Annotated in this window: 17 protein-coding genes; 7 read left to right on the forward strand and 10 right to left on the reverse strand. The window is 49.7% G+C overall.

The features are described from left to right. Window positions 1-31: 31 nt before the first annotated feature. The 4 genes from putA to KCG54_RS03075 form a co-directional block, all read right to left on the reverse strand. A complete protein-coding gene (putA, locus tag KCG54_RS03060; RefSeq protein ID WP_254324605.1) occupies window positions 32-3,640 on the reverse strand; it encodes a bifunctional proline dehydrogenase/L-glutamate gamma-semialdehyde dehydrogenase PutA in 3,609 nt (1,202 codons plus the stop codon). Between the two features lie 223 nt (window positions 3,641-3,863). Then, entirely contained in the window at window positions 3,864-5,390 is a 1,527-nt protein-coding gene (putP, locus tag KCG54_RS03065) for a sodium/proline symporter PutP (RefSeq protein WP_254324606.1), read from the reverse strand. Window positions 5,391-5,842: 452 nt separating this feature from the next. Next, a complete protein-coding gene (locus tag KCG54_RS03070) occupies window positions 5,843-6,637 on the reverse strand; it encodes a formate/nitrite transporter family protein (RefSeq protein WP_254324607.1) in 795 nt (264 codons plus the stop codon). A gap of 198 nt (window positions 6,638-6,835) precedes the next feature. Further along, window positions 6,836-9,049, reverse strand: coding sequence for a RelA/SpoT family protein (locus KCG54_RS03075; RefSeq protein WP_254324608.1), 2,214 nt, complete (start codon window positions 9,047-9,049; stop codon window positions 6,836-6,838). Window positions 9,050-9,137: 88 nt separating this feature from the next. Here KCG54_RS03075 and KCG54_RS03080 point away from each other — a divergent pair, with 88 nt between their 5' ends. Continuing rightward, the gene (locus KCG54_RS03080) at window positions 9,138-9,848 is read left to right on the forward strand and encodes a GrxB family glutaredoxin (RefSeq protein WP_254324609.1); all 711 of its coding nucleotides are present in this window, start codon (window positions 9,138-9,140) and stop codon (window positions 9,846-9,848) included. Between the two features lie 55 nt (window positions 9,849-9,903). On the opposite strand, the gene KCG54_RS03085 is transcribed toward KCG54_RS03080, so the two are convergent. The 3 genes from KCG54_RS03085 to KCG54_RS03095 are packed head-to-tail and all read right to left on the reverse strand — an operon-like array spanning window position 9,904 to window position 13,390. After that, the gene (locus KCG54_RS03085; RefSeq protein WP_254324610.1) at window positions 9,904-10,422 is read right to left on the reverse strand and encodes a PqiC family protein; all 519 of its coding nucleotides are present in this window, start codon (window positions 10,420-10,422) and stop codon (window positions 9,904-9,906) included. Then, window positions 10,422-12,083, reverse strand: a complete 1,662-nt coding sequence (pqiB, locus tag KCG54_RS03090) for an intermembrane transport protein PqiB (RefSeq protein WP_254324611.1) — start codon at window positions 12,081-12,083, stop codon at window positions 10,422-10,424. The genes KCG54_RS03085 and pqiB overlap by 1 nt, the downstream gene beginning before the upstream one ends. Then, window positions 12,080-13,390, reverse strand: coding sequence for a paraquat-inducible protein A (locus KCG54_RS03095; RefSeq protein ID WP_254324612.1), 1,311 nt, complete (start codon window positions 13,388-13,390; stop codon window positions 12,080-12,082). Before KCG54_RS03095 ends, pqiB begins: the two co-directional genes overlap by 4 nt. 404 nt (window positions 13,391-13,794) lie before the next feature. On the opposite strand from KCG54_RS03095, the gene KCG54_RS03100 reads away from it, so the two are divergent. Together KCG54_RS03100 and KCG54_RS03105 are read left to right on the forward strand one after the other, a co-directional pair. Further along, window positions 13,795-14,418 (forward strand): biliverdin-producing heme oxygenase, encoded by a 624-nt coding sequence (locus KCG54_RS03100; protein WP_049329094.1) that lies wholly within the window; start codon window positions 13,795-13,797, stop codon window positions 14,416-14,418. Window positions 14,419-14,592: 174 nt separating this feature from the next. Further along, a complete protein-coding gene (locus tag KCG54_RS03105; RefSeq protein WP_254324613.1) occupies window positions 14,593-16,965 on the forward strand; it encodes a TonB-dependent hemoglobin/transferrin/lactoferrin family receptor in 2,373 nt (790 codons plus the stop codon). Window positions 16,966-17,028: 63 nt separating this feature from the next. Here KCG54_RS03105 and mnmC read toward each other — a convergent pair whose 3' ends face one another. Beyond that, window positions 17,029-18,654 carry an FAD-dependent 5-carboxymethylaminomethyl-2-thiouridine(34) oxidoreductase MnmC gene (gene mnmC / locus KCG54_RS03110; RefSeq protein ID WP_254324614.1) on the reverse strand — a complete coding sequence of 542 codons (1,626 nt, stop codon included), beginning with the start codon at window positions 18,652-18,654 and terminating at the stop codon, window positions 17,029-17,031. Between the two features lie 124 nt (window positions 18,655-18,778). On the opposite strand from mnmC, the gene KCG54_RS03115 reads away from it, so the two are divergent. After that, a complete protein-coding gene (locus tag KCG54_RS03115) occupies window positions 18,779-19,369 on the forward strand; it encodes a tyrosine-protein phosphatase (RefSeq protein WP_254324615.1) in 591 nt (196 codons plus the stop codon). Between the two features lie 74 nt (window positions 19,370-19,443). On the opposite strand, the gene cysE is transcribed toward KCG54_RS03115, so the two are convergent. Continuing rightward, window positions 19,444-20,256, reverse strand: a complete 813-nt coding sequence (gene cysE / locus KCG54_RS03120) for a serine O-acetyltransferase (protein WP_254324616.1) — start codon at window positions 20,254-20,256, stop codon at window positions 19,444-19,446. 150 nt (window positions 20,257-20,406) lie between these two features. Between cysE and grpE the strand changes: the two genes are divergently transcribed. From grpE to KCG54_RS03135, 3 genes are all read left to right on the forward strand, one after another. After that, a complete protein-coding gene (gene grpE / locus KCG54_RS03125) occupies window positions 20,407-20,967 on the forward strand; it encodes a nucleotide exchange factor GrpE (RefSeq protein ID WP_254324617.1) in 561 nt (186 codons plus the stop codon). 304 nt (window positions 20,968-21,271) lie between these two features. Then, entirely contained in the window at window positions 21,272-23,200 is a 1,929-nt protein-coding gene (gene dnaK / locus KCG54_RS03130) for a molecular chaperone DnaK (protein WP_254324618.1), read from the forward strand. 267 nt (window positions 23,201-23,467) lie between these two features. Then, the gene (locus tag KCG54_RS03135) at window positions 23,468-23,686 is read left to right on the forward strand and encodes a hypothetical protein (RefSeq protein ID WP_254324619.1); all 219 of its coding nucleotides are present in this window, start codon (window positions 23,468-23,470) and stop codon (window positions 23,684-23,686) included. A gap of 73 nt (window positions 23,687-23,759) precedes the next feature. Here KCG54_RS03135 and KCG54_RS03140 read toward each other — a convergent pair whose 3' ends face one another. Further along, window positions 23,760-25,100, reverse strand: coding sequence for a DUF2868 domain-containing protein (locus tag KCG54_RS03140; protein WP_254324620.1), 1,341 nt, complete (start codon window positions 25,098-25,100; stop codon window positions 23,760-23,762). Window positions 25,101-25,193: the final 93 nt, after the last annotated feature.

Genomic DNA, 25,193 nt, shown 5'->3' on the forward strand with positions numbered 1-25,193 from the left:
GAATTTCAGACGGCCTTTGATTTGGCTACGATTAGTCGGCAACTGCCATCAGGCTGGCGTTACCACCGGCAGCGGTAGTATTGATACTGCAAGAAATTTCTTCAAATACTTGCAAGATGTCCAGGCCTTGTTCGGAAGGCAGAATGCGGATGAGCGCACCGTCGCGGCCGGCCAACTCTTGTTTGCGCTCCCTGCTCAAAGGCTCGATAGCGGCAACATGGCTGATGCCTGCGTTTTCAGGTTTGCTGTTTACTTGCAACAAACCGTCCAAATCGGCTGAGTAGGAAGCCAACGGGCTGTTAGGCTCAACAACGGTTTGGATGCCTGCGGCTGCCAGCTCGGTCAGGGCAGAGAAGGCTTGCAGCAGATTGCCACCATGTACCCAAACACGTTTTGGAGAGCGCCAGCTCAATGAGTTGCGTTCGCCGGTCGGACCGACCAATACGGTTTCGGCTTTGCGCAGGGTACGGACGCGTGCGTGACCCAAAGCTGCGGCTGCGGCTTTTTTCTCTTCTGCGTTAAACGGCAGCTTGTGAACCAGAGTTTCCAAACGTTTGAGTGCGTCTTCGTCTGCTTGGCCGATTCGGCTGAGGGTTGGGGCAACCCATTCAGGAGTACGAACCAGGCGTTGCAGATAGAATGAACCGCCTGCTTTTGGACCGGTACCGGACAAGCCGTGACCGCCGAAAGGTTGTACGCCGACAACAGCACCAACGATGTTGCGGTTAACGTAGATGTTACCGGCTTCGATGCGGTCGCGGATATGGTCGACAGTGCCTTCGATACGGCTGTGTACACCGCTGGTCAGAGCATAGCCTTTGGCGTTGATTTGGTCGATGAGTTGATCCAATTCACTGGCACGGTAGCGGACAACGTGCAATACAGGACCGAACACTTCGCGTTGCAACTCGTTCAAGTTATTCAATTCAAACAGGATTGGTCGAACAAAAGTAGAGTTGTTGCTATCAACGTCGGCAGCAGTTTTGACTTCGTGGTAAGCCTTCGCTACGCCTTTCATTCGGTTGATGTGGGCCAACAGGTTTTGTTGGGCTTCAGCATCGATGACAGGGCCGATGTCTGTGGTCAGTTGGGTCGGTTTGCCGACAACCAATTCGTCCATTGCACCTTTGATGATGTTGATCATTTTATCGGCAACATCTTCTTGAACACACAAGATACGCAGGGCGGAACAACGTTGGCCCGCGCTGTCGAAGGCAGAATTCAATACGTCGAGGCAGACTTGTTCCGGCAGGGCGGTAGAGTCCACGATCATCGCGTTTTGACCGCCGGTCTCGGCAATCAGGACAGGGCTGTCGTCGCGTTTGGACAGGGCTTTGTTGATCAGGCGCGCTACTTCGGTAGAACCGGTAAAGATCACGCCGCCGATGCGGGCATCGCCGGTCAGGGCAGAGCCGACATCGCCTGCGCCGAGTACGAGTTGCAGCGCAGAAGTCGGAATACCGGCTTGATGCATCAAGGAAACGGCGTAAGTAGCAATCAGGCTGGTTTGTTCGGCAGGTTTGGCGATAACAGTGTTACCGGCTGCCAATGCAGAAACCACTTCGCCGGTAAAGATGGCCAATGGGAAGTTCCATGGACTGATGGCAACGATTGCGCCAACGGCTTTGGCATCTTTAGGCAGGGTGTTCTCAGCTTCGTTGGCATAGTAGCGACAGAAGTCAACGGCTTCGCGTACTTCGGCAACGGCGTTGTTCAGGGTTTTACCAGCCTCGCGGACGGCCAGCATCATCAATGCAGGCGTGTGTTGTTCCAACAAATCGGCAAAACGGCGCAGGCAGTCGGCGCGTTCTGAAGCAGGTTTGGCGCTCCACTCCGGCAGGGCGGCAACGGCTGCACCAATAGCTTCTTGAGCCAATGCGGCATCGGCAAAGCTGACAGTACCGACAACATCGTTGTGGTCTGCAGGGTTGCGGACGGGTTGAGCTTCGCCCACGTTACGCGCTTCGCCATTGACGATAGAAGCGACGTGGAAGTCTTCGGAAGAAGCTTGGTTGAGTTTTTCTTGCAGGTTTTGCAATACGTTTTCGTTGCTGAAATCGACGCCTTGGGAGTTCAGACGGCCTTTGCCATACAAATCGCGCGGCAGAGGCAATGCCGGATGCAGGTGGATGCCTTGTTCGGCGATGGTGTCGAACGGGCTCTTAATCAGGCGGTCGATGCTGATGTTTTCGTCAACGATTTGGTTCACGAAAGAAGAGTTCGCACCGTTTTCCAACAGACGGCGTACCAAGTAGGCAAGCAGGGTTTCGTGTGTGCCGACCGGGGCATACACGCGTACGCGGCGGCCTAAGTTTTGCGGGCCGACCACTTGGTCGTACAGGGTTTCGCCCATGCCGTGCAGACATTGGTGTTCAAAGTCTTTGCCTTTACCCATTTGGTAGATTGCGCCCAAAGTGTAGGCGTTGTGGGTGGCAAATTGTGGGAACACGGCATCTTGCGCATCCAAGAGTTTTCGTGCGCAGGCAAGGTAGGAGATGTCGGTGTGGACTTTACGGGTGTAAGTCGGATAGCCTTCCATGCCGTCTACTTGAGCCCATTTCACTTCGCTGTCCCAGTATGCGCCTTTAACTAAACGGATCATCAGTTTTTGGTTGTTGCGGCGGGCCAGGTCGATCAGATAGTCGATAACGAACGGACAACGTTTTTGGTAGGCCTGAACAACGAAACCGATACCTTTGTAGCCGGCCAAGTCGGGATCGGAAACCAAAGCTTCCATCAAGTCCAAAGACAATTCGAGACGGTTGGCTTCTTCGGCATCGATGTTGATACCGATATCGTATTTTTTACCCAAAAGGAACAATTCTTTCAGGCGCGGCAACAGTTCGCTCATCACGCGTTCGTGTTGGGCGCGTGAGTAGCGTGGGTGGATGGCGGAAAGTTTGACGGAGATACCGTTGCCTTCGTAAACACCTTGGCCTGCGGCATCTTTACCGATGGCATGAATGGCTTGAACGTAGTCGTTGTAGTAGCGGTTGGCATCTTCTTCGGTGTATGCGGCTTCACCCAACATATCGAAAGAGAAGCGGTAACCCATTTTCTCGCGCTCTTTACCGTTTTGCAGCGCTTCTTCAATGGTTTGGCCGGTTACGAACTGTTTGCCCAACAGGCGCATTGCGTAGTTCACACCTTGACGGATCAGAGGCGCGCCACCCTTGCTGATCATGCGGCTCAGGGCAGAACCCATGTTTTTTTCAGAAGTGTTGGTGGTCAGTTTGCCGGTAATCAACAGACCCCATGCAGCCGCGTTAACGAAGAGGGAAGGGCTGTTGTTCAAGTGGCTTTTCCAGTTGCCTTCGGAGATTTTATCGGCAATCAGGCGGTCGCGGGTGGCATTGTCCGGAATACGCAGCAGGGCTTCGGCCAGACACATCAGTGCAACACCTTCTTCACTGGAGAGAGAGAACTCGTGCATCAAGGCATCTACGCCGCTTGCTTTGGTGCGGCTGGAGCGGACTTGAGTAACCAAACGACGGGCAAGTTCGGAAGCGGCGTTGCGCTCTTCGTCGGTCATCTGTGCACGTTGCAACATATCCTGAACGGCCTCGATTTCGTCGCGGCGGTAGGCATCAGTTACAGCTTGACGCAGAGGAGTTTGTGTTGGAAAAGCGAAGTTAAACATTATTTATGTTCTCCAAAGGTTTTTTCATGATTTCAGACGACCTGAATTAAGACTGCTAAAACAAGCATTCTGAAGGATAGTAATATCGTAATAAAATTATGATGCGGATACAAGATGCATCCGCATAAATTGCTGTTTTTTCTGATAAGGCTCAGATTATTTTGAAACAGTTTATGTCGTAAAGACGGCCTGCACGGAATCATGCAGGCCGTCTGAAAACACCTTATTTAGAGGCGCGGTATTCTGCGTCTGCTTTCTCAAAGCGTTCTTGCAATTCGCGTGAAGGTTTTTTGTCGATCAGGGACACCAAAACAATCACGAGTGTGCAAATGATAAAGCCTGGAACGATTTCATAGACAGTAGCGAAACCTGTTTCTTGTGCGGCCAAAGCAGGTTTTTTGATCCACTCAGCCCAAACTACTACAGTTAGCGCGCCTGCAATCATGCCGGAGAGTGCGCCGTAGGCAGTAATGCGTTTCCACAAAACAGACAGGATCACAACTGGACCGAATGCGGCACCAAAGCCTGCCCATGCATAAGCTACCAAGCCCAATACTTTGCTTTCAGGGTCAGAAGCAATCAGGATGGAAATCACAGCAATCGCCAATACCATTACGCGGCCAATCCATACCAATTCAGCTTGTTGGGCGTTTTTACGCAGGAAGCCTTTATAGAAGTCTTCGGTAATCGCGCTGGAGCAAACCAACAATTGGCAAGACAGGGTGGACATTACGGCGGCGAGGATCGCGCTTAAGATGATACCGGCAATCCAAGGGTTGAAAAGCAAGGTAGCCAAGGCGATGAAGATACGTTCGTGGTTGCCGTTCATTTCTTCAACGTGGGCTGGGTTGGCACCGAAGTAAGCGATACCGAAGTAGCCGACAGCCACGGCACCGGCCATACACAGAATCATCCAAGTCATACCGATGCGGCGTGCAGAAACCAGGGATTTAGCGCTTTCGGCAGCCATGAAGCGGGCCAAGATGTGCGGTTGGCCGAAATAGCCCAAGCCCCAAGCGGCGGTAGAGATAATGCCGATGAAAGTAGTACCGGCAAACAGGCTGCCGTATTCTTTACCGGTAGAAGCGGCAACTTGTTGGATGGCAGCATTCATTTGATCTGCACCGCCCAAACCCAAGTACACCATTACAGGAGTCAGTACCAATGCAAAAATCATCAAAGAAGCTTGCAGGGTATCGGTCCAGCTTACGGCCAAGAAACCGCCCAAGAAAGTGTAGGCGATGGTCGCACCGGCACCCAGCCACATGGCTTGAGTGTAAGACATACCGTGGAACAGGCTTTGGAACAGGGTAGCACCGGCTACGATGCCTGAAGCACAGTAAATAGTGAAGAAGAACAAGATAATCAGTGCAGAAACCACTTTCATCAAGTGACCGCCGGCACCGAAGCGGTGGAAGAAGTAATCAGGAAGCGTCAGCGCGTTGTTGGCGTATTCGGTATGTACGCGCAGACGGCCTGCAACTAACAGCCAGTTGAGGTATGCACCCACAATCAGACCAATGGCAATCCAAGCTTCATTCAAACCGCTCAGGTAAATGGCACCTGGCAAGCCCATCAAAAGCCAACCTGACATATCGGAAGCACCGGCAGACATCGCGGTCACGAACGGACCTAAGCTGCGGCCACCGAGAATGTAGTCGTCGAAGTTTCGTGTTGAAAAATAGGCGGCGAGGCCGATCAGTAATACGGCGACCAAATAGATCGCGAAAGTGATATACATGGGATTCATGTACTTATTCCTCATCTAACTTTTAAAACGGGTTTTGAAATTGCAAGTAATTCATACCCAAACTTTTTTCTAATAAAAATACAGCTTAAAAATCCTGTTTTTTGCGAGAGAGACAGGATAAATTATTTTCAAATACAATAAAATACGAAATTTTAATGTATTAAATTGTAAATAATTTAAACCAGCATACCGTAAAAAGTCGCTTTTGCAAAGCGAAGAACTCAGCCTTTATTCGAAATTGATGCCGCCTTTTGGCTAAGTCATTTAAAAACATAAAAATATATAAATTTTTACCGATGATGACGAAGGAAAGTGTGTGAAACTATCTTTCCTGATGTTTTTTGGGGATTAAAGAGAAAAAGTAATTAAACGACTTGGACTTTCAGACGGCCCTGTGCAGAAACCCCGTATCTGTGTCGGGCAGATACGGGGTTTTTAGAAAAAAGACTACATTAAATAGAAAAATCGTCTTTTAGTAAGTGTTTGTAAGCAAAGAGATAAGAGGCTGCGACAAAGGATGACCCGCCCAGGACGTTGCCTAAGAAAACGGGAATCATATTGTAGAAAAATTGACCCCAGCTGACATTTGCGCCCGCCCAAATACCGGCCGGAATGATGAACATATTGGCAACAAAGTGTTGGAAACCGATTAATACGAAGATCATAACCGGGAACCACATGGCTAAGATTCGTCCTGAAGTATGGCGTGCGCCGAAGTAAAACCAGATGCCCATACACACCATCCAGTTACATGCGATGGCAGAAACGAATGCGCGGCCGAAGTCCATATTGACTTTAGCTTCGGCAATGGCAATGGTTTTCGCTGCGGCCGGCCCTTCGGCAAGGCCGACATAGTGGCCGAGGAAATAGGCCATGGCTACGGCGCCTGCCAGATTGCCCAAGCTGACAATCAGCCAGTTGCGCACCAGTTTGTGGGTGCTGACGCGGCCGGTTAATCTGCCCAAAGCCATAATCATCATATTGCCTGTTGCCAACTCGCCGCCGCCGATTAAGATACAAATCAGTGCGATAGGGAACACGGATGCGCCCAAAAGGGCGGCCAGGCCGTTCCATTCGGCTGGAATGCCGCTGATGACGCGCAGGCAGGCAAGATAGCCGAAGCCGACATAACCGCCGCCTAAGAAACTCAAAATCACCAACATTTTGATGCTGAATTCAGATTTGGTGCAACTCTTGCCGATGGCGTCCTGCAAAATTTCATGAGGGAACAGGTCTCGTGTATCCATGAAGTTTCCTTAAGGTTAATATAAGAATAAAAATATCTTTCTTTATCATACGGATGGCGAGTTTGCCTGAGAATATGGCGGACAGGAAATAACGGCTGATTGTAAGGATAGAAGCGTAGGTTATATATTGGCAACCGATGTGTGAAAGGCCGTCTGAAAGCAATACTTTCAGACGGCCTTTAGATGGGGGAATGGGAATTATAAGCGCGTTACGCTTAAAACGCCTTTGATGTCGCCCAGACTGGCTAATACGCGCGGCAGGTCGTTGACTTGGCGGACTTCAAGGGTAAAGCGCATGCTGGCTTCCAAATCGCGCGATTGGGTTTGCACCGCGGTAACGTTGAGCTTGTGCCGCGCCAGCGCATCCGAAACGTCGCGCAGCAAACCGGAGCGGTCTTGGGCGCGGATTTCGACATCGACGGCAAACACTTGTCCTTCCTGCAGGGCTGCCCAGCTCGCATTCAACACTTTTTCAGGCGCTTGTTCAGCAAGGTGGCGGAAAGAAGGGCAGGTGTTGCGGTGGACGGAAATACCGCGGTCGCGTGTAACGAAACCGATGATGTCGTCCGGAGGTGCCGGTTTGCAGCATTTGGCAAGCGTGGTCATCAAGCCGTCTTCGCCGTCAATCAAAATGCCGTTTTTGCCGCCTTTTTTGATTTTAGACTGCTTGACGATATTGGTTTCATCAATCGGCACGGGAGGCGGTTCATTCAGCGCGCCGCAGGCTTTGTGGATGGCGCGGTTGGAAACTTCGCCCTGACCGATGGCCGTATAGAGTTCGTCGGTTTTTTTGAAGCCGAGTTTTTCCGCCAATGCTTGCAGATTGGGTTTGGGGAAGATTTTCGACAACTGTTTGTCCAACTGGGCGCGGCCTTCTTCGCGCACGGTATCCGCATTTTGCTGGCGGATGTAGGCACGGATTTTGCTGATGGCGCGGTTGGATTTGACCCAGCCTTCGTAGAGCCAGTTGACGGAAGGATTTCCCTCTTTGGCGGTAATGATTTCAACGCGTTGACCGTTTTCCAACGGCGTTGACAGCGGTACGATTTGCCCTTCGACTTTTGCGCCGCGGCAACGGTCGCCTACGCTGCTGTGCAGGGCATAGGCAAAGTCGATGGGAGTAGCGCCCGTAGGCAGGGAGAGGACTTTGCCGTGCGGGGTCAAAACATAAATCGTATCGTTGAAAAGTTCGGTTTTAAAGGCGGCGGCAAGGTCTTCTTTGCCGCTTTCGGCCATGTTTTCGCGCCAGTCTAGGAGTTGGCGCAACCAAGCGATTTTCTGTTCATAGGCGGAATCACCCTTGCCACCTTCTTTATAACGCCAGTGGGCGGCAACACCGAATTCGTTGAATTGGTGCATGTCGAAGGTACGTATTTGGACTTCCACGCCTTTGTCTTCCGGACCGACGATAACGGTGTGCAAACTTTTATAGCCGTTGCCTTTCGGGTTGGCGATATAGTCGTCAAACTCGCCTGGAATCGGCTGCCAGAGGCTGTGGACAATGCCCAAGGTGGTGTAACACTCGGGAATGGTGTCCACCAAAATCCGTACGGCGCGGATGTCGAACAAACCGTCGAAAGTAAGCTTTTTCTTCACCATTTTTTTGTAAATGGAGTAGATGTGCTTCGGTCTTCCGGCAACTTCAAAATGAATATTGTATTTTTTCAGTTCCGTACGCAGGATATTGAGGAAGTTTTCGATGTATTCGAGGCGCTCGGTGCGCTTTTCGTCCAAAAGCAGGGCGATTTCGCGGTATTTTTCCGGCTCTTGATGGCGGAAGCCCAAATCTTCGAGCTGCCATTTGAGTTGCCACACGCCCAAGCGGTTGGCGAGCGGGGCAAAAATGTCGAGGGTTTCTTTGGCAACGGCGCGTTTTTCAGGATTGTCGGGAACGTTGCTTAAAAATTGCAGGGTGCGCGTACGCATGGCCAGTTTGATCAGGACGACGCGGATGTCGGTAACCATCGCCAACAGCATTTTACGCATGGTTTCGGCTTGTTGGGCGCGCTCTTCCGGTGTGGCGAGGCTGTCCACGCGTGCGAATTGGGTCAGTTTTTGTACTTCGTCTACGCCTTTGACCAGCTCGCAAACGGTGCTGTTGCAGCGTTCGGTAACCAATTCTTGCCAAGTGGGAACGTATTGGCCGATGTCGGACAAAATCGTAGCCGCCACGGCATCGGGCAATAAGTCGAGTTCGCTGACGATTTGCATCGAGCCGAGAAAATGTTCCATTAAAGGCTCGCCGTAAGTCGTTAGGGCATCGGCAGGATAATGTTCTTTAGACAGGTCAAAGGCCGTCTGAATCAGGTTTTTATCGGAATCGGGCAGCGCGGCAACATAGCCGTCGAACCAAGCGAGGAGGCCTTCCAGCGTTGCACTCGATGTTTGGGGCGTTTGGCGAATAGTGGTCATGGCGTGCGTTTTTTTCTTTTTGATAAAAACGTTGCCATTGTAACAGTTTATTGCCGACAGCCCTAGATTTGTATGCGAATGTGGCACTATGTTTCAGGAAGCCTTGTTTCAGACGGCCTTGGGTGTTATGGTTAACCGTTTTGAAATTTTAAGGAGCATTTCGATGAAGCTGTATATTTACGACCATTGCCCGTTTTGCGTCCGTGCGCGGATGATTTTCGGCTTGCGCAATGTGGCGGTGGAAGAAGTTGTCTTGGCAAACGATGACGAAGCTACGCCGATTGGCATGATTGGCTCAAAACAAGTGCCGATTTTGCAAAAAGAAGACGGTTCGTTTATGGGCGAGAGTTTGGATATTGTCCGTTACATCGATCAAGGCCGTCTGAAAGAAGAAGTTCGTCCCGAGGTTCAGGCTTGGTTGGATAAAGTGGGCGAATACAATAACAAATTAGTACAGCCGCGCATGGTCAAAATCGGCTTGCCTGAATTTGAGACCGATGAAGCGAAAAAATACTTTATCGACAAAAAAGAGAAAAGTATCGGCAATTTCGAGACTAATCTGAATAAAACGGCACAATATCTGGAGCGTCTGCATCAAGACTTGGCAGAGCTGGAAGCGCTGGTGTGCGAAGGCGAGGGCTTGGGCGGTGAAATCAGTTTGGAAGATATCCTTACTTTCCCTATTTTGCGCAACCTGACCGTTGTGCGCGGTATTCAATGGCCGCAAAAATTGATGGATTATTTGTTGGCGATGAGCGAACGTTCCGGCGTGGCTTTGTATTTTGACCGCGCATTGTGATGAATGTTTGAAACATGAAAAAGGCCGTCTGAAAGTTTTTCAGACGGCCTTTTGTTTAATAGGCAATCGCATCGGCAACCTGTGACAAACCGTTTTCCAACGATTCGAGCATGGCGGTATAGCCATCACCTTGTTGCGGCGTGACGGCGTTAAACGGTTTGCTGCGTCCGTCCGGCCATTGTGCATAACCGCTGATGGTGGTCTGCCCCTGATAGCTGCCTTGGAAGGCTTCGATATAGACTTTCAGGGTTTGGCTGCTTTGGCTGCGTGAAGCAGGTACAAAGGTGCGATGCGGATTGAGGCGATTGAGCTTGTTGCTGAGGTTTGCTGCCAACGCGCCATCGAGCGGAGCAGCCCAAAGGTGGTTTTTCGCCAGATTCACATGGTAGGCATCGGTTTGGTAAACGAGGCCGCCGTTGGCAAGTGGTTCGGCAAGGTTGACTTTGACCGCAATTTCATTGCCATGCGCAGCCGGACGGATGTACTGGCTGTCGGGCAGGACGAAATATTGTGTGCTTTGCGCAGTGCCGCAGGCGGCAAGCGTCAGGGCGGTGGCAATCGGGAAGAGGCGCATTATCGGCTTCCTTTCGGGATAGGGTCTTTGCTGCTGCTGTTGAAAATCAGCGCGTTGGGTTTTTCTTTCAAAGTATTAATCACGGGTTGAACGTCTTTTAAGGTTTTGTCCAAACTTTGCAGCGTATTTTGTACGTCGCCGTAGATAGGCGATTGCGGTGATACGCCTTGCAGGGTTTGACGCAATTCTTTCAGGGTTTGGTTCAACTCGTTCGGAATGTTTTGTGTCTGCGGTTTGCCGACCAGTTTGTCGATAGAGCTTAGGGCTGCATTGGCAGATTTGAGTGTGGACTTGAGCTCGGCAAGCGAACCGTTCAAGCCGGCAACGGTTTTATCCAATGGCAGATTGTTGAACTTGTCTAACAAGTCGGCCACTTTTGCCTGCAAATCGTCCAAACCGCCGCCTTGGGTTGCGATTACGGTATCGCCTGCATAAACGGTATGCGGTCGCAGCTTAGGCGAGGCGGAAGGCTGATCGTTCAACTCAATCATTTTGCTTCCGGTCAACAGGTTGTTGCTGGAGATGGTGGCGGTCAGGCCTTTGTTTAGGGCCGTCTGAAATTGTTGTTTCCAATGTTCTTTACTTTGCTCGTCGGCATTGATTTCCAAACGGGAAGGCTCGATGCGGATGCGTACGGGAATCCAACCGTTTTCAAACAAATGCAGGCTGTCGTTGCGGTCGAAATAAGGGACATCGGAAACCACGCCGACATTCAGGCCTTTGTATTCAACAGGCGAACCGGCAGTCAGGCCGCGTACGGATTGTTTGAAAAACGCAGTGTAATACAGCGAGCGGTCGTCAGGCAGATTGGCCACTTCGCTGCGGCTGTCATAAAGCGTGAAGCTGTCTTCGCTTTTGACGTTTTTGCTGTCGCTTGTTTTAGGCGAGTCAAAGGAAATCGCGCCGGACAGCAGGGCAGGCAGAGGGGCGGAGTTAAGTTTGACACCGCTGCCTGTGGTTTCGATATTAATGCCGCTTTCCAGCCAAAAACGGCTGGCGGAATTAATCAGTTTGTCGTTGGGGCTTTGGATGAAAATGGTGTAATGCACGCTTTGGTCGGACGGGTCGAAATGCGCGCTTTCTACTTGGCCGACCATAAAGTTTTCATACAAAACAGGGCTGCTGACGTTGAGGATGCGGTCGTTTTTGCCGATCAAATTCAGGCGCAGGCCGCTTTGACCGATGGCGGCAATCGGTGGAATGTCTTGGACGACAAATACATCTTTGGTTTCTTGGCTTTTACCCGGTGTAAATGCAATATATGAGCCGGAAAGCAAGGTTCCCAAGCCGGTAACGCCGCTTTGGTCGATACGCGGTTTGACCACCCAAAATTGGGTATCGCTGCGGATAAGGTCTTTGGCGTCGGCGCTGAGCTGGGCAGTAACTTCCACGCCTTTTTGGTCGTCGCGCAATTTGATGCGGGTAACGCGTCCGACATCGACGTTCAACACCTTAATAACGGTGTTGTTGACTTCGATGCCTTCGGCGCTGTCCATCAACAGCGTAACGACAGGGCCGCGGTTGCGGATGTCTTTAACCAAAAGCCAGCCGCCGGCAATCAGCGCAATCAGTGGAATCAGCCACACGATAGATGTGAAGACATTGGTTTTCTTGACACGCGCCGGGGCGTGATAATTGGGTGAAGAATCGTGTTTTTTCATTGTGTTAAGGTCTGGTCAGAATCAAGGCCGTCTGAAAGCTGCTGTTGTTTGTCCCAAATCAGACGGGGATCGAAATAATAGGCCGAAAGCATGGTCAAAATAACGACCAGGCAGAAGTAAATCGCCGCACCACCCGGCACGACGCGCGCCATATTGGTGTGGAACGAACTCATCAAAATAATAATCACAAAAATATCAATCATCGACCAGCGGCCGATGGATTCGGTAATCCGATACAAAACCGACATTTTGTCCGCGCTCATCACGGGTTTGAAGTATGCGGAATAAATCAAAACCGCCATCGCAATAATCTTCAATACCGGCAGCATAATACTGGCACTAAAGATAATCACGGCAATCAATCGGTCGCCGTCGTCCCACATATACACAATGCCGTTGAAAATCGTATTGATCTCCAAAGCCGTCGGATTGGACGAAATCATAATCGGCAGGATGTTGGCAGGGAAATATAGGATAAATGCCACCATTAAAAACGCCAGCGAAATGCTCAGGCTTTTCGGGCGGCGGCGGTATAAGTCCGCACCGCATACGCCGCAAGGTTGCTCGTCTTTATCGCGGAAATACAGGCAGCGGCTGCAACAGATTTTGTCTTCAGCGGCCGTCTGAACCGCATGGCCGCCGGTTAAACGGTGAATCTTATAATAAACCCAATGCTGCGGAATCGATACCGAAGTCCGAATCAGCATGACCGACAACGGAAACATCAGATAAAACGCCGAACCAAACTCTACTGTAGCAACGGACGAGAGTTTGATATACGCCACCAAAGTGGAAATAAAAAACACATCCACCATAATCCAATGGCGCAGCCGAACCAATACACGCGTTGCAAAGCGCAGCGCAGGGTAGGCCTTTTCACGGATCAAAGCCGTATAAACATAAAGGCAGAGCAGTAAAAACAGTAAAGGCGCGCCGAAGGTGAGGATAAACATCACTTCCGCTAGAAAACCGTAATCCAGCGAAATCAAAAGCCGCATCATTTGCGGCAACGACAAAATCGATGTCACGCCGAACAAATCGACGCGGATATACACCATATTGTACGCGAATGCCATCAGAATCAAGGTTGTCAGCGCATAGGCAATCGGCGCGATATACGGATTGTTTTCCACTTCCACGATTTCGTGGTTGCACACCGGACAATGCGCTTCCTGTCCCTGACGCAGGCGCGGAATATCCATACGGCAGCCGCAATCCGGGCATTCCACCGTATGTGCAGGCAGCGTCGCATCAGGAAGATAAGACTTGTAGCGCCACCAGCGATGGTAGGCAGGAATCCGTTTCATGGTTCGGCAGGGGATAAAGAAGGTGCAAAGAGTGTCGCATTATAAAGGAAAACAGAAGGATAGCCCAAATTTAGGTCGATATTTGATTGAATGGTGGCTGCTTAATAAGGTTTGGGCCGTCTGAAAAGTTTGAAAAAACTTCAGAAGATTATTGCTATGGACCGTTAAATTTTATTAATAGGTCTTAGTTTGGTTTATTGCCATTAGGATAAAAATAAGATATATTCTCAATATTTAAAAACACGATAATCCTTGTAGATTTGTGGAAGGTACACGGTCAACGAACCTGAAACAGGCTAAAAATTATCTTCTTTGTTTTTAAAACGATTCTTTTCAAATTAGACGGTATTTTTAACCATAAAGGCCGTCTGAAACCATTAGTCTCTTAATTCAAAGGAAACATCATGAGTGAAACCCAAGAGCTGACTTTCGCCAAACGCTTGAAAGAGCAAACCACGACAACGCACGACAGCGTTGATAACTTGGTTATGTCCGTTCAACCTTTTTCCAGCAAAGAAAACTACATCAAATTCTTGAAACTTCAATCTGTTTTCCATAAGGCCGTCGATCACATCTATAAAGATGCCGAATTGAACAAAGCCATTCCAGAGCTTGAATACATGGCGCGTTACGATGCCGTGACTCAAGACTTGAAAGACTTGGGCGAAGAGCCTTACAAATTTGACAAAGAATTGCCACACGAAACCGGCAATAAAGCCATCGGCTGGCTCTATTGCGCCGAAGGTTCAAATTTGGGCGCGGCATTTTTGTTCAAACACGCTCAAAAGCTCGAATACACCGGCGAATTCGGCGCACGCCACCTGGCTCCTCATCCGAACGGCCGCGGCAAACACTGGCGCGCTTTTGTCGAGCATCTGAATGCTTTGAACTTGACTCCGGAAGCTGAAGCGGAAGCCATTCAAGGCGCTCGCGAAGCTTTTGAATTCTATAAAGTGATTCTGCGTGAAACCTTCGGTTTGCCGGAAGGTGCGGAAGCGCCTGAAGGTATGACGCCGCACAGACTCTAAAAAATAATTAAATCAAACAGACAAGGTCTCGGCGTAGATGTTTGCAGGGGCCTTTAATTACACAACAAAGTTTTGTTTGAACGGGTTGCTGTCTTATTAATTATTAATGATTATCAGAAATTTTTTATGCATTAACTGATGGATGAACAATCCATTACATCTTGAGTTGATAATATGAAACCATTACAAATGCTCCCTATTGCCGCGCTGGTCGGCAGTATTTTTGGCAATCCAGTATTAGCAGTAGATGAAGCTGCAACTGAAACCACACCCGTTAAAGCAGAAATAAAAGAAGTCCGCGTTAAAGGCCAGCGCAATGCGCCTGCAGCCGTGGAACGTGTCAACCTTGGCCGTATCCAACAAGAAATGGTACGCGACAACAAAGACTTGGTACGTTATTCCACCGACGTTGGCTTGAGCGATAGCGGCCGTCATCAAAAAGGCTTTGCTGTACGCGGCGTGGAAGGCAACCGTGTCGGCGTCAGCATTGACGGCGTAAACCTACCTGATTCCGAAGAAAACTCGCTGTATGCCCGTTATGGCAACTTCAACAGCTCGCGTCTGTCTATCGACCCCGAACTCGTGCGCAACATCGAAATCGTGAAGGGCGCAGACTCTTTCAATACCGGTAGCGGTGCATTGGGTGGCGGCGTGAATTACCAAACCCTGCAAGGTCATGATTTGCTGTTGCCTGAGCGTCAGTTCGGCGTGATGATGAAAAACGGTTACAGCAGCCGCAACCGCGAATGGACAAATACCCTCGGTTTCGGCGTGAGCAACGATCGCGTGGATGCCGTTTTGCTGTATTCACAACGTCGCGGTCATGAGACTGAAAGCGCGGGCGAGCGTGGTTATCCGGTAGAGGGTGCCGGCAGCGGAGCGAATATCCGTGGTTCTGCTCGCGGTATTCCTGATCCGTCCCAACACAAATACCACAGCTTCTTGGGTAAGATTGCTTATCAAATCAACGACAACCACCGTATCGGAGCATCTCTCAACGGTCAGCAGGGCCACAATTACACGATCGAAGAGTCTTATAACTTGACCGCTTCTTCTTGGCGCGAAGCCGATGACGTAAACAGACGGCGCAATGCCAACCTGTTTTACGAGTGGACGCCCGATTCGAATTGGTTGTCGTTGTTGAAAGCGGACTTCGATTATCAGAAAACCAAAGTAGCGGCGGTTAACAACAAAGGCTCGTTCCCGATGGATTATTCTACCTGGACGCGCAACTACAATCAGAAGGATTTGGACGAAATCTACAACCGCAGCATGGATACAACCTTCAAACGCATTACATTGCGTATGGACAGCCAACCATTGCAAATGGGCGGCCAACATCGCTTGTCGTTTAAAACTTTCGCCAGCCAGCGTGAGTTTGAAAACTTAAACCGCGACGACTACTACTTCAGCGGCCGTATTTTACGCACGTCCAGCACGATTCAGCATCCAGTGAAAACCAACAACTACGGTTTCTCGCTGTCTGATCAAATCCAATGGAACGACGTGTTTAGCAGCCGCGCAGGTATCCGTTACGACTACACCAAAATGACGCCGCAGCAACTGAATGCCGAGTGTCATGCTTGTGACAAAACACCACCTGCAGCCAACACTTATAAAGGCTGGAGCGGTTTTGTCGGCTTGGCTGCACAGCTGAGTCAGACATGGCGTTTGGGTTACGATGTAACTTCCGGTTTCCGCGTGCCGAATGCGTCTGAAGTGTATTTCACTTACAACCACGGCTCAGGTACCTGGTTGCCTAATCCGAACCTGAAAGCCGAGCGCAGCACCACCCATACCCTTTCTCTGCAAGGCCGCAGCGAAAAAGGTACTTTGGATGCCAACCTGTATCAAAGCAATTACCGCAACTTCTTGTCTGAAGAGCAGAAGCTGACCACCAGCGGCGATGTCGGCTGTACTCAGATGAATTACTACTATGGTATTTGTAGCAATCCTTATTCCGAAAAACTGGAATGGCAGATGCAAAATATCGACAAGGCCCGAATCCGTGGTCTTGAGCTGACAGGTCGTCTGAATTTAGGTCAAGTGGTTTCTTTTGTACCTGAAGGCTGGAAATTGTTTGGTTCTGTTGGTTACGCGAAGAGCAAACTGTCAGGCAACAACAGCCTGCTGTCCACTCAGCCTCTGAAAGTGATTGCCGGTGTCGACTATGAAAGCCCAAGCGAAAAATGGGGTGTATTCTCTCGCCTGACTTATTTGGGTGCGAAAAAAGCTAAAGATGCGCAGTACACCGTGTTTGAAAACACCGGTTGGGGTACGCCTTTGCAAGAAAAAGTAGTAGATTATCCATGGCTGAACAAATCGGCTTATGTGTTTGATATGTACGGCTTCTACAAACCGGCTAAAAACCTGACTTTGCGTGCCGGTGTGTACAATATGTTCAACCGCAAATACACCACTTGGGACTCCCTGCGCGGCCTGTACAGCTACAGCACCACCAACGGGGTTGACCGCGATGGCAAAGGCTTAGACCGCTACCGCGCCCCAGGCCGCAATTACGCTGTATCGCTGGAATGGAAATTCTAAGCAGTTAACGGATAGCTAAAGGCCGTCTGAAAGTTTTGATGACTTTCAGACGGCCTTTTTTATTTATAGCGAAATCCTTAAATCGGATAACAACGGCTGCTGTCGAACAATCGCGCGGATGATGGTGCGGTTGGGGTGTAGCGCGGTTCTCAGTCTTTGCGATAGCGGATGCGGCAAACCGAGTATTTCGGCCGCAATGGCGGCGGCGCAGATGGGGGCTGTCGCCAGGCCTCGCGTACCGTGTGCCGTATTGATGTAGGCATTGGGCAGGTAAGGGCAGGGAATATTGTCGAGGCGGTAGTTTTTGTCCAATGCCAGCTTGGCGTAGGCGGACTGCATGGCGGCGATGTCGCCGAGTGCGCCGACAACGGGCAAATGGTCTAGGCTGTCGCAACGAAGGGCGGAATGGCCTTGTGTGTCTTGAAGGCCGTCTGAAAACGAATCTTGCTCAAACAGGGATTGTGCCAATGGCGGATTGAGTTGTTGAAGGGCGGCGCGGTTGTCGATTTCTTCGTTTGGATACCAAGTTTCATCGTTGCTGTTGAGGATAAATGTCGCGCCGTAGCAGTGGCGGCCTTGCCAGCTCGGGCTGATGTAGCTTTCGCCGGAAATGGCGCAATTCAGCTTTTGTGAAAACGGGCTGGCGGACACAACGCCGGTTTGTCCGCGGATTTGGCGGAAAGGCAGCGCTGAGATGTTGGTGTCGGTGGCAGTCGGGCTGTGCGCGCCCATACAGTAAACGATATGGCTGGCATTGAAATGCGCGTCCGGCGTGTGAGCCGTCCAGTGTGTGCCGTCATGCGATACGGCGGTCAGCGGCGAGTGTTCGTGCAACTCAATCAGAGGATGATTCAATAAGGTATGCACGACGGCAGGCGGATTCAGCCATACGCCTTGCGGCCAGTAAAGGCCGTCTGAAAATACGTTTATGCCTGCGATGGACGCAGCCTCTTCGGCGGATACGCTGCGGTAGAGGTGTTTATGCTGGTGTTGCAAACCCAAGGCCTGATTGCGTTTGCGTTCGCTGTCGTCAAAATTCAAATGCAATACGCCGTCGCCGCCCCATACGTCGGAATCAGGCAGCAAGTCTTCCAACAATCGGCGCGTGTAGCCGTAGCCTGTCAGCAGCAGCTCGGTTTGTTCGGTATCGTGTGGCGAGATTTTGGCGTAGAGCAAGCCTTGGCGGTTGCCGCTGCCTGCCTGCGCCGCTTTTACGGCCTCCAAAACCGTAACGCGTACGCCGTGCTCCGCCAGTTTGCGCGCGGTCGCTGCGCCGGCAATGCCTGCGCCGATAATCAGGACGTGTTCGGGCGCGGCTTGATGTTCAGGCCGTCTGAACCAAGGTTTTAGGGGAGTTGGGGTGGATTGGGGTATGGCTTCGGTTTGCCATTCGATATGATGGAAATGTTCGTGTAAGCGGTCGGCGCAGTGTGGCGGAACCAGCCAGAGATGCACGTTGGGCAATAGGTTTTCCAAAACATTAACACTGTTGAACTGAAGGCATTTCACGGCTTGAACGAGACGGTTGTTCAGACGACCTTCAAGCTCGGAGGGATGATTCGATAATAGAAAATCGGGAATATGGTTTTCAGGCAGGCAGACAATCAAATAAAGCGGCGCGGTATGTTGTTCGATGGCGTGGCAAAGGTCGGCAAGGGCTGGTGTGGTGTTCCAAGCAAGGCAGGTCATGATGAAAGGCCGTCTGAAAAAAGAGGCTTTATTGTAACGCGGTTTGCGCGGATAGAATATCCGGACGGGTTTTGATAAAATCTTTCGATATTTGTTTTCCCATTGATTTTCATACAGGAATTTTATGCGCCGTCTTTTATTGTGCCTTCTCGCTTCCGGCTTGCCCATCGCTTGTTCGTCCGCGCCGACGGATAACGGCAACAAAGCCGTTCAGTCCGAGCGTTGGGCAACGCCCGTCAAACACGATGCCAACCTTTATCGCATCGACGACAAGCTTTACCGCAGCGAGCAGCCTGTTGCCGAAGATGGCGAAGCCATTGTCAAGCTGGGCATTCAAAGCGTGATCAACCTGCGCTTTTTCGACCGCAATGATGACGACCATTTGAAAGAGCATGGTTTGACCTTGCTAAACCGTCCGTTGCTGTCATGGAGCATTAAGCCGAAAGAGATTGCGGAAATCTTATACCTGATTGAAAAACAACAGCAAAACGGCGCGGTACTTATCCATTGTTATCACGGCGCGGACCGTACCGGTTTGATTGCCGGAATGTACCGCATTATTTATCAAGGCTGGTCGGTGGAGGAAGCAAAAGCCGAAATGCAACATGGTCCTTACGGTTATCACAGCATTTGGAAAAACATTGCCAACCTGTTTACCGAAGAGAAAGTCAAACAGGTTAAAACGCATTTGGAAGTCTTACGCAAACGCGGTTAATACTAAGATTTAAATCATAAAAGGCCGTCTGAAAGATTTGTTTTTTCAGACGGCCATTTTTAATGGCAGATAACTTAAATCACAAAATCCGTAGTCGATAATTGAATGCTTTGATCCATATCGGCAGACGGAGTTTTGGAAGAGCGGCCGACCGGTTTGGCCGGTACGCCGACAACGGTAATCGAAGACGGTACGTCGGCAACCACCACGCTGCCTGCGCCGATTTTGGCATTTTCGCCGATGCGGATGTTGCCCAAAATCGAAGCATTCGCACCAATCATCACGCCATTGCCGATTTTCGGGTGGCGGTCGCCGCTTTCTTTACCCGAACCGCCCAGCGTTACGCCGTGGAGGATGGAAATATTGTTGCCCAAGACAGCCGTTTCACCGGCCACAAAACCGGTGGCATGGTCGAGCATCAAACCGTGACCGAAACGGGCGGCAGGGTGGATATCGACACCGAAGACTTCCGACATGCGGTTTTGCAGGAAGTACGCCAGCGTTTTACGGCCGTTTTGATAGAGCCAGTGGTTGATACGGTGTGCCTGTACGGCGTGGAAGCCTTTGAAATACAACAGCGGAAGTGAATATTCATCACAAGCAGGGTCGCGCTCGTAAATAGCTTTCAAGTCGGCCTCGACACATTTGCTGATACGGGTGTCCACGCTCAAAGCCTGCTGATAAATTTCAAACAGCGCGCGCACGTCCATACTGCCGAGCTTGCTGGAAAGATGGTAGGCAAGTACCGAATCGAGCGAATCGTGGCGCAACACGGTTTGATGCAGGAAGCTCGCCAGCATCGGTTCGGCCGCGGCTGCAGCTTCGGTTTCTTCGCGGATGGTGTGCCACAGATTAAAATCGGTTGAATTCAAATGGTCTTTTTTCATGTTTGAAGCCGTCTGAAGAATAAAATCAGATGGTTATCTTACCGTTTTCCAACGTCTTTTAACAAGGCATTTGATAATCGGTATTCAAATGCTTGAAGTTTTTTCAGACGGCCTTATATATGAAACATCGAATATCAACACGCTAAAAGGATGTCAGAAATGACGGAGCATAACGAACAACATCAACACGAAGCAGAAGAAGCGGCAGCCGTAGAAACTGCCGAAACCGTTGAAACCGAACAGGCCGAACCGACTTACGAAGAACTTCAGGCGCGTGTCGCCGAGTTGGAAGGCCAGCTCAAAGACAGCGAGCTGCGCGGTTTGGCAAACGAGCAAAACCTGCGCCGCCGCCATCAGCAGGAAATCGCCGACACCCATAAATTCGCCGGACAAAAATTTGCAACAGAAATGTTGCCGGTTAAAGATTATCTCGAAATGGCGCTGCTCGACCAAAGCGGTAATTTCGATGCCCTGAAAATGGGCGTGCAAATGACTTTGAACGAGCTGCAAAAAGCATTTGATGCCACACACATTAAAGAAATCAACCCACAGCCGGGTGACAAACTCGATCCGCACCAACATCAAGCGATGCAGGCAGTCGTCAGCGAGCAAGAGCCGAATACCATCGTCAGCGTGATGAAAAAAGGCTATACATTGGCCGACCGCGTACTGCGTCCTGCGATGGTTGTTGTGGCGAAAAAAGAAGATTGAAGGCACCGCTTGATAAAGTTTATCAAGCATAAAATCTTCAGACGGTCTTATCCGGTTTCAAATCCCGATGTTCCGCTATTGGAAAATCATTCCGATAAACCGGAATCAGAAAATTAAAGCCGGTCATCTGAAAAAAGAATAAACGGCTTGTGGATAAATAAATCAAGTATTTGAATTTAATTTAAAAAAAAATTCAAATTAAGCCTTGAAAAAAAATGAAGCAACCTTATTTACAAGCCATCGGAACGAAATGTTCCACAGGATTATTAATTTAGAAAAGTTTATTTATTAGGAGCAACATAATATGGCAAAAGTAATCGGTATTGACTTAGGTACAACCAACTCTTGTTTGGCTATTTCTGAAAACGGTCAAACCAAAGTGATCGAAAATGCAGAAGGTGCACGCACCACTCCTTCCGTTATCGCTTATTTGGACGGCGGCGAAATCCTCGTCGGCGCGCCTGCAAAACGCCAAGCGGTAACCAACGCTAAAAACACTATTTACGCCGCCAAACGTTTGATCGGCCACAAATTTGAAGACAAAGAAGTTCAACGCGACATCGAATCTATGCCTTTCGAAATCATCAAAGCTAGCAACGGCGACGCATGGGTGAAAGCGCAAGGTAAAGAGCTGTCTCCTCCTCAAATTTCCGCAGAAGTTTTGCGTAAAATGAAAGAAGCCGCTGAAGCTTACTTGGGCGAGAAAGTCACCGAAGCCGTGATTACCGTTCCTGCATACTTCAATGACAGTCAACGTCAAGCAACTAAAGACGCGGGTCGCATCGCAGGTTTGGAAGTAAAACGTATCATCAACGAACCAACCGCTGCCGCTTTGGCATTCGGTATGGACAAAGGCGACAACAAAGACCGCAAAGTAGCCGTATATGACTTGGGTGGTGGTACTTTCGATATCTCCATCATCGAAATCGCCAACCTCGACGGCGACAAACAATTTGAAGTATTGGCTACCAACGGCGATACTTTCTTGGGCGGTGAAGACTTTGACCAACGCTTGATCGACTACATCATTGACGAGTTCAAAAAAGAACAAGGCATTGATTTGAAACAAGACGTAATGGCTCTGCAACGTCTGAAAGAAGCTGCTGAAAAAGCCAAAATCGAATTGTCCAGCGGTCAGCAAACTGAAATCAACCTGCCATACATCACTATGGACGCAACCGGTCCTAAACACTTGGCCATGAAAATTACCCGTGCCAAATTTGAAAGCCTGGTTGAAGATTTGATCCAACGTTCTATCGAGCCTTGCAAAATCGCATTGAAAGATGCCGGCTTGAGCACCAGCGACATCGACGACGTGATTTTGGTCGGTGGTCAAAGCCGTATGCCGAAAGTACAAGAAGCCGTTAAAGCCTTCTTCGGTAAAGAGCCTCGTAAAGACGTGAACCCTGATGAAGCTGTTGCCGTAGGTGCAGCGATTCAAGGCGAAGTATTGAGCGGCGGCCGTAGTGACGTATTGCTGTTGGACGTAACTCCTCTGTCTTTGGGTATCGAAACCATGGGCGGTGTGATGACCAAGCTGATTCAAAAGAACACTACTATTCCGACTAAAGCGTCTCAAGTGTTCTCTACTGCCGAAGACAACCAAAGCGCAGTAACCATCCACGTACTGCAAGGCGAACGCGAACGCGCTTCTGCCAACAAATCTTTGGGTCAGTTCAACTTGACCGACATCGCACCTGCACCACGCGGTATGCCGCAAATTGAAGTTACTTTCGACATCGACGCCAACGGTATCTTGCACGTTTCTGCCAAAGACAAAGGCACCGGTAAAGCTGCCAACATTACCATCCAAGGTTCTTCAGGTTTGAGCGAAGAGGAAATCGAACGCATGGTGAAAGATGCCGAAGCCAACGCTGAAGAAGATAAAAAACTGACTGAATTGGTCGCTTCCCGCAACCAAGCCGAAGCCCTGATTCACTCTGTGAAAAAATCTCTGACTGACTACGGCGACAAACTCGACGCTGCCGAGAAAGAAAAAATTGAAGCTGCGTTGAAAGAAGCTGAAGAAGCGGTTAAAGGCGACGACAAAGCCGCTATCGATGCCAAAGCCGAAGCTTTGGGTGCAGCCAGCCAAAAATTGGGCGAAATGGTTTACGCTCAAGCGCAAGCCGAAGCACAAGCAGGCGAGGGCGCACAAGCCGAGTCTTCCGCTAAGAAAGACGACGACGTTGTAGATGCCGACTTTGAAGAAGTAAAAGACGACAAAAAATAATTGATGCCGTCTGAAAAAAGCGCGAATCGAAAGGTTCGCGCTTTTTGTCGTTTGGGAAATGTGTAAAGACGTTTTGTCAAAATTGACGGTAAACTTTCAAAACCTTGCTACATCATTGTGTCGCCATACTTCTATTGCCGAATTTTGAACAGATTTCGCCGAATGCTGACAGCAGCTGACAGTTACAGCCATTAATATTTGTCCATCGCTTGAGTGCGAATAAATTCTTATTTTTACCTCAAATCAACCCCTTGAAAGAAGATAAATATGAAAAAACTGATTCAAATGACCTCTTTGATGGTTGCGGCTGCCGGCTTGGTATTGGCTCCTGTCGCTTCTGCACACGGCAAACACGAAATGCATCCGAAACAAGAGCGTATGTACAAAAAAGCCAAACCGCAAAAAATGAAAAAAACTGCACCTAAAGCCAAACACCACGCAGCTAAGCCCAAACATCATCAAGAGCATCGCCACGAACATCATTAAGATGAATCCTTAACAATAAATAAGGCCGTCTGAAACCCAAACATCAGTTTTCAGACGGCCTTTGGTTTATCTGTCAAATAGCGCTTTGCCGTTTTTCTTGTGCCAAACGGGTTGGCTCCAGCCAGGCAATGTTTCTTTCTGCCAGCGCATCGCGCCAATAATCCAGTTTGGTATCCAAATCTTCAGAGAAACTGTCTTGATTCAAAAGCTGAATGATAACGCCGCCGTCCGTAGCTTCGGCCAAACGGCTGATTTGACGTAAAATGCCGCGGTCGGGAACAGTTTGCGTGCGTACGCCGATGAGAAGTTGCGCCGGAGTTTGTTTCAATTCGGCTTCTAATTGTTCCAAATCTTTTCTGCCGGCAGCCACGCCTTTGTCTATCCATTCTTGAGCCAAAACGCCGGAAAACCAAAGCGGCTCAGACCATTCCGTTTCCAGTGTAACAGCCCATTTAGGCGCATTATTCAGCGTAATTTTGGATGAAACAGGAACGATGTTTTCCTGAAAATCATCGGCATCGACAATCTTCGTTTGCCATGTGCGGAGGATGTTTTGATAGTAGGGCTGATTCAAATCCAAACGTTCGCGAAGGGTTTTTAAAGTAATCTTGCAAGTCAGCCAAGCAAGCAAGCGCGGCAGAATGCCATAGCAGATAATGCTGCCGATGAGTAAACCCGCCCAAGCGCGAGCATCTTCGATATGATTGTTCAGACGGCCTGCAATCACAGCCTGACTGTCGGGAACAGGAAAGCCCAAACATTCCGGCAGCCATGACGAAGCCTCAACCGTTTTCACCAATGCCGTATTGCTTAAAAGCGTACTTTCCCAGTTGAACGTATATTGACGCACCAAAAGCAGCAGCAAAACAGAAACCAACATTCCCGACAGCGTACAAAGCCACAGGCCGTGTGAAGTTACACCAATCAGCCAACGCGTTTGCGGTTTGCGCCATTCATCCACATAAAGCCGCAAAATTGCCTGATTGACCGGGTCTTTACCTCGGAACCAAGTTGCCGGACTGCTGATAAAGTGCACATTTTTCAAACGCAGGAATAAAGTCGCCAACCACACCAGCAGCATGACCGTATTCATGCCCAAAATCCCGGCCAATACCAGAAAAAAGTTCAGCCCCTGATTGTCCATCAACAGATAAGTGCTGGAAAAACCGACCGTAAACAACAACGTCGCCGCAACAATCCAAAGCCAAAACGAGCCTGTCTCCACCTGTTGCAACACATATTTCAAATGCTGGTCGCGGTCAATAATTTGAGCACGGCGTATCAGTTTTTCCTCATTGCCGCCATCAATATGTCGCAACGCTTCCGTCGCCTGCACAGGATCTCCCGGAAAAATATAGGCACGTTCTTCAAGGATACGGACCAATTCGACAAGTTTTTGCGATGGATTCAACATAAATGATAGGCCGTCTGAAAGATAAAATGGAAACGTCTGTTATACCCCAAATAAACCCCTTTTTTGCAAAGGTCAAAAAATTAAAAGCAGTTT

It is taken from the genome of Neisseria subflava, assembly GCF_024205705.1.
In the GTDB taxonomy this organism is placed as follows: Bacteria; Pseudomonadota; Gammaproteobacteria; order Burkholderiales; family Neisseriaceae; genus Neisseria; species Neisseria subflava_D.

Excerpts from the sequence above, each read along its gene's own strand:
- KCG54_RS03095 (WP_254324612.1), bottom strand. The coding sequence starts at position 13,390 with ATGAAACGGATTCCTGCCTACCATCGCTGGTGGCGCTACAAGTCTTAT.
- pqiB (WP_254324611.1), bottom strand. The coding sequence starts at position 12,083 with ATGAAAAAACACGATTCTTCACCCAATTATCACGCCCCGGCGCGTGTC.
- KCG54_RS03115 (WP_254324615.1), top strand. The coding sequence starts at position 18,779 with ATGCGCCGTCTTTTATTGTGCCTTCTCGCTTCCGGCTTGCCCATCGCT.
- dnaK (WP_254324618.1), top strand. The coding sequence starts at position 21,272 with ATGGCAAAAGTAATCGGTATTGACTTAGGTACAACCAACTCTTGTTTG.
- KCG54_RS03070 (WP_254324607.1), bottom strand. The coding sequence starts at position 6,637 with ATGGATACACGAGACCTGTTCCCTCATGAAATTTTGCAGGACGCCATC.
- cysE (WP_254324616.1), bottom strand. The coding sequence starts at position 20,256 with ATGAAAAAAGACCATTTGAATTCAACCGATTTTAATCTGTGGCACACC.
- KCG54_RS03085 (WP_254324610.1), bottom strand. The coding sequence starts at position 10,422 with ATGCGCCTCTTCCCGATTGCCACCGCCCTGACGCTTGCCGCCTGCGGC.
- putP (WP_254324606.1), bottom strand. The coding sequence starts at position 5,390 with ATGAATCCCATGTATATCACTTTCGCGATCTATTTGGTCGCCGTATTA.
- KCG54_RS03140 (WP_254324620.1), bottom strand. The coding sequence starts at position 25,100 with ATGTTGAATCCATCGCAAAAACTTGTCGAATTGGTCCGTATCCTTGAA.
- KCG54_RS03105 (WP_254324613.1), top strand. The coding sequence starts at position 14,593 with ATGAAACCATTACAAATGCTCCCTATTGCCGCGCTGGTCGGCAGTATT.
- mnmC (WP_254324614.1), bottom strand. The coding sequence starts at position 18,654 with ATGACCTGCCTTGCTTGGAACACCACACCAGCCCTTGCCGACCTTTGC.
- grpE (WP_254324617.1), top strand. The coding sequence starts at position 20,407 with ATGTCAGAAATGACGGAGCATAACGAACAACATCAACACGAAGCAGAA.
- KCG54_RS03135 (WP_254324619.1), top strand. The coding sequence starts at position 23,468 with ATGAAAAAACTGATTCAAATGACCTCTTTGATGGTTGCGGCTGCCGGC.
- KCG54_RS03100 (WP_049329094.1), top strand. The coding sequence starts at position 13,795 with ATGAGTGAAACCCAAGAGCTGACTTTCGCCAAACGCTTGAAAGAGCAA.
- putA (WP_254324605.1), bottom strand. The coding sequence starts at position 3,640 with ATGTTTAACTTCGCTTTTCCAACACAAACTCCTCTGCGTCAAGCTGTA.
- KCG54_RS03080 (WP_254324609.1), top strand. The coding sequence starts at position 9,138 with ATGTTTCAGGAAGCCTTGTTTCAGACGGCCTTGGGTGTTATGGTTAAC.
- KCG54_RS03075 (WP_254324608.1), bottom strand. The coding sequence starts at position 9,049 with ATGACCACTATTCGCCAAACGCCCCAAACATCGAGTGCAACGCTGGAA.